Origin of the sequence: Hydrogenimonas sp., from assembly GCF_029933015.1 — a bacterium.
Taxonomy (GTDB): Bacteria; Campylobacterota; Campylobacteria; order Campylobacterales; family Hydrogenimonadaceae; genus Hydrogenimonas.
Window position 1 is genome coordinate 1,324 of the sequence record NZ_JAOZOZ010000095.1, and the last position, 4,918, is coordinate 6,241.

The 4,918-nt window shown below is 60.7% G+C and carries 5 protein-coding genes; all 5 read right to left on the reverse strand.

All coding sequences use genetic code 11. The annotated features are described in order from the left end of the window. A partial coding sequence (locus Q1K23_RS06935; RefSeq protein ID WP_300363418.1) for an ABC transporter permease occupies positions 1-554 on the reverse strand: 554 nt, incomplete at its 3' end. Next, positions 551-2,170, reverse strand: coding sequence for an ATP-binding cassette domain-containing protein (locus Q1K23_RS06940; RefSeq protein WP_300363419.1), 1,620 nt, complete (start codon positions 2,168-2,170; stop codon positions 551-553). The genes Q1K23_RS06940 and Q1K23_RS06935, both read right to left, overlap by 4 nt. Then, positions 2,157-2,792: a phosphatase PAP2 family protein gene (locus Q1K23_RS06945; RefSeq protein WP_300363420.1), complete on the reverse strand. Its 636-nt coding sequence runs from the start codon at positions 2,790-2,792 to the stop codon at positions 2,157-2,159. Before Q1K23_RS06945 ends, Q1K23_RS06940 begins: the two co-directional genes overlap by 14 nt. Next, on the reverse strand, positions 2,779-3,936 hold the full coding sequence (locus Q1K23_RS06950; RefSeq protein WP_300363421.1) for an MFS transporter: 1,158 nt from the start codon (positions 3,934-3,936) through the stop codon (positions 2,779-2,781). The genes Q1K23_RS06945 and Q1K23_RS06950 overlap by 14 nt, the downstream gene beginning before the upstream one ends. A 10-nt stretch (positions 3,937-3,946) precedes the next feature. Continuing rightward, on the reverse strand, positions 3,947-4,918 hold a 972-nt coding region (locus Q1K23_RS06955; RefSeq protein ID WP_300363422.1), incomplete at its 5' end, for an HlyD family efflux transporter periplasmic adaptor subunit.

Consider the following 4,918-nt stretch of genomic DNA (forward strand, 5'->3'; position numbering starts at 1 on the left):
ATCAGCCCGATCAGCCCCGGCACGATGGCGTCTTCGTCGCGCATCGCCTGGTTGAAGAGGGTGCGTTGATTGAGCGTGATCATTCCCGCGGGCTTCATGCCCATCCGCGCCGCAACTTCGCTCGCGGCATCGAGGATCGTGCCCTGAATGTAGCCTTCGATGGTCGTCGCGCGGGTGGGAAACGATCCGTCGACGAAGACGCCGATTTCGCTCTTTTGGCCGTGAAGCAGGCGTTTTTCAAACGAGGAGGGGATGATGATAAGCGCGTCGGTTTTGGCCTGTTTGATGCTTCGAAGCGCCTCTTTTTCGGAAATCTGCACGACGGAGGGGTTGTAGTATCTGGAGTGTTCGAATTTGGCGACCAGCTCTTTGGAGTATTTGCTCTGGTCGTTGTCGATGATCATGACCCTGGCGTGCGTCACCTCCATTCGGATGCCGTAGCCGAACAGAACTATGATCATCACCGGCAGCAGATAGACCATGACGATCATGCGCGAGCGGTACAGATCGACGAACTCCTTGAGCGCGAAGGCCCGGATTGTTCTTGCTTTCATACGTTCTCCCTGTAGTAGCTCAGGAATATCTCTTCGAAACTTTTCGCGTCCGGATGGGACTTGTAGAGGTTTTCGACCGTGTCGTCGGCGATCTTTTTGCCCCGTTTGAGCAGCACGACCCGGTCGCAGTACTCCGCTTCGCTCATGTAGTGGGTGGTGATGAGGATCGAGATGCCCCACTTTTGCTTCAGGAGTCTTAGCATCTCCCAAAACTGCGCCCTGGCGATCGCGTCGACCCCGGAGGTGGGCTCGTCCAGAAAGAGCACCACCGGCTCGTGAAGCAGCGCCGCCGCGACGGAGAAGCGCTGGTTGACGCCAAGGGGCAGGGAGGCGGGAAAGTCGTCCATATACTCCGCAAAACCCAGCTCCTCGGCATAGCGGCCGATGCGCCGGATCGCCTCGATCGGCGGGATGCGGTGCATGTTGGCGAAATACAAAAGGTTTTCTCTCACCGTCATCTCTTTGTAGAGCGCGAAATGCTGGCTGACGTATCCGATTTTCGCCTTGAGCGTCTGGCGGTCTTTGCCGCTTCGGATGGGTTTGCCCAGCAGCGACAGCTCCCCCTCGTCGATGGGGTAGAGCCCCAGCAGCATCTTGATGAAGGTGGTCTTGCCCGCGCCGTTGGCGCCCAGAAGCCCCAGGATCTCGCCGCGTCTTAACTGCATGTCGACATGATCGTCGGCGACGAACGAACCGAAGCGCTTGGTCAGCCCTTTGGCTTCCATCACAATTTCGGGCAGATCCGTCCCGTCGCTGCGCGCCGCAATCTCGATTTTGGGCAGCAGTTTTTGGCTTTTGAGCGCGTTGACGAAAAAGATATCCTCCAAAGAGGGTGTGGTGTGCGGCGCGTCGAGGGGCTTTAAAGAGAAGCTTTTTCCATGAATCGTCAGGCACGATTCGCATGGGCTCTTTTCGTAGACGTAGGGCTCGATCTCGTGCACGAGCTCTTCGAGTTTTCCTTTGGCAATGATCTTCGAATCATCAAAAAGCAGCACCTTGTCCATGCGCGCGGCTTCCTGCATGTAGGCGGTGCTCACCAGCGCGATGGTGCCCTCTTCTTTGCGGATGTTGTCGAGAATCTCCCACAGCTCCAGACGGCTCAGCGGATCGACGCCGGTGGTCGGTTCGTCGAGGATGAGAAGTTTGGGGCGGTGCAGCAGGGTGCAGATGAGCGAGAGTTTCTGCATCATGCCGCCGCTCAGCTTGCCCGCTTCACGGTCTACAAAATCGCTGAGCCCCGCCATATGCAAAAGTCTTTCGCGGTAGGCGTAAAAGGCATCGTCCTGTTTGACGTCGCGAATGTCGGCGAAAAACTGCAGATGCTCGCCGACGGTAAGATCGTCGTAGAGCACCAGGCCGATCCCCTGGGGCATCAGCCCGATCTCGGCCTTGATCCGCTCGGCCTCTTTGGGGGAACGGTAGGCCACGCCGTCGTAGACGATCTCGCCTTCGAAGCGGATGACGCCGGCGATGGCGTGCATCAGGGAGCTTTTTCCCGTGCCGTCGGCCCCGATGAAACCGATGATCTCTCCCCGCTCTGCCTGCAAAGAGGCGTTTTGGATGCCGACGCGTTTTTTGTAGCGTACAGTGACGTCGCGCACTTCAAGCATCGCCATGCCCGTCTCCTTTTTCTCTCAAAATCAGCGCCGCAAACGCCGCCCAGGCGAGCCCGACACCCCATCCGGCCAGCACGTCGCTTGCCCAGTGAACCTGCAGATAGATGCGCGACGCGCCGACAAGCAGCGGCCAGCCAAAAAGGCCCGAAACGAAAAGCGGCCGCAGGCGGGGTGCCATGCGATGGTAAAAAACGGCGAACAGCGACACGGCCAACGCCGCCGAAACCGCCGCATGCCACGAGGGAAAGGCGTAGCCGCCCGCCTCCATCAGCGGCGCCGGGGGCCTGGCGCGCCCGACGAGCTCCTTGATCGTCGAAGCGAGCGCCGCCGCGCCGAAAACCGATACGAGAACCACGAGGATGGCGCGTAACCTTTTTCGCAGATAGAGGGATACCGCGACCGCCGCCAAAAGGAGCAGGGTCGCGAAGAGTCCCCCCGCATGCGTCAAAATCGCCATCGCCCGATCCAGCACCGGCGTCCGCCACTGCGCGACCACGGCCGGCACGGCCTGGTCGATGCGGTTTGGCTCCTGCGAAAACACCAGCGTTCCGACCGCGATCAGAAGCAGACCGGCCGCCGCCATCCGGACGAACGCTTTGGAATCCGGTTCAAAAATCCCCACGGCGAAACTCCCGGACCAAAAACAGAAGAAGCGTCAGGGCCGTTCCGCCCAGCGCGAGGTTCAGCGCCGCACCCATTCCGAGGTGCTCCCACACGAACCCCGAAACGAGCGCGCCGAGCGCGCCGAAAAGCGCCACGCCGGCGTAGAAGATGCCGTAGACCGAACCGCGGTTGTCGGCGCGCTTGGCGATCATCGCCCGGTTGGCGTTGAGGGAGGCGACGGTAAAGAGGCCCAAAAAGGCGAACCCCGCCCAGGTGAACACCGGATGGTGCACAAAGAGGCACGCCTGCGCGATCACGCCGAAGAGGTAGGCCGCCGCCATCACGCGCCCCATCCCGTAGCGGTCCACCCAGAGGCCGAAAAGGTAGCTGGTGAGCGTCTGGGTGGCCGTGGAGACCACGAACAGCAGCGGCACCAGCGCCGTCGCGATGCCCACCCCTTTGGCCTGCATCGTGAAAAAGGCCTCGTTGAACATGAAGAGCAGAAAGAGAAAGTAGAAAGCCAGCGACTTTACCGCCGCCCGATCCCTGGCGCTGAGCGTGAACTTTTGGCCCGTTTTTTGGGGTTTTGGGATATCCCTGACGAAAAAAGCGACCAGAAGCAGCCCCAGAAGTCCGGGTACGAGAGTGGCGAAAAAGATACCCCGCATCACCTCTTCGCTCTGTCCGAACCACCACAGCAGCGCAAAAAGCAGCAGCGTGCCGCCAAGCTCGCCGCCGATGTCCAGCGTCTTGTGGAACCCGAAGGTGCGGCCCGAACCCTTTTTGGGGCTGTAGTGGGCGATCATCAGGTCTTTGGGCGCCGAGCGCAGCCCTTTGCCAAGCCGCTCGAGCGCCTTGAGCGCCGCCACGCTTTTGTAGCCGTGGGTGAAGCCGATGAGAGGCTTGGAGAGCGCCGAGAGTGCGTAACCGCCCACCACCAGGGGCTTGACGATGCCGTAGCGGTCGGAGACGTAGCCCGACACCAGCCGCAGGGCGTAGGAGACGAAGGTGGCGACCGCCACGACGACACCCAGCTTGTCGACCCCTTCGTGCAGCACCGAGACGACGAAGATGGGGAGGATGGGGTTGACCATCGCCGAAGCCATGTCGGTGAAGAAGCTCACCCACCCCAGCATCACGACGTTGCGGTCGATCCCTTTCATACCGCGACGCTCAGAGCACCGGAATTTCGTCGAGAGAGTCGGGCAGCCCCTTGCCGTCGAGCGAGACGACGCCGATGGCGGGGATGCCGAGCTTGAGCAGCGGATCGGGCTTGAGGGGTTTGAGGTGCACCGCAAACACCCGCTGGATCCGGTCGCTGCGCACGCTCACCTCCTTGGGGGTGAACTCCGCCTTCTGGGCGATGCGCACGACTCTCGCCGGAATCGGTCTGTCGGGCCAGGCGTCGAGGAAGATGACCGCCTTGTCGCCCAGTTTGATCTTTCCGTTTTTAATCGTGTCGACGAAGATCTTCAGGTAGAGCGACTCGGGCGAGACCAGCGTCGCTACCGGCATGCCCGCACCCACGACCTCTCCGACGTTGGCGATCTTTTCGACGGTAAAGCCCTCGATCGGGCTGTGCAGCGTCAGCTCCGCGATCATCGCCTCGACCTGATCTTTCGAAGCTTCCAAAGCGGCGATCCCCTCTTTGAGCGCTTCGATCCCCCGCCGCATCGCCTCCAGCGACTTTTGCGCCGCTTCGGCGTCTGCCAGATCGCTTTTGGCGATCGCGACAGCCTGCTCGAGCTGGCGTTTTTTGTCCAAAAGCCCTTGGAGCGTGTGGCGGTCGACATCGTGTTTGAGCGTGATCTCTTCGAGCTTGTGCTTTTCGATCAGCTTTTGCTCAAAAAGCTTTTTGGTGCGCTTCAGATCGCGCCGATCCTGCGCGAGGAGCGATTTTTGGGAGGCGATGGCGCTTAGAAGCTCCGTCAGCTGGCTCTGTCTGGTTTTCAGCGCCGCTTTGGCTTTTTGAAGCATCTGCGGCACTTTGGTCTCGTTGATACCCAGCTCGATCTCTTTGGCCGCAAGCTCACTGCGCCGGGCCGCGATCTGGCGTTCGAGGCTTTTCTTTTGCGCTTCGAATTCGCGGCTGGCGAGCCTTGCGACCACCATCCCCTTTTTGACGGCAACGCCGTCGTCGACGAA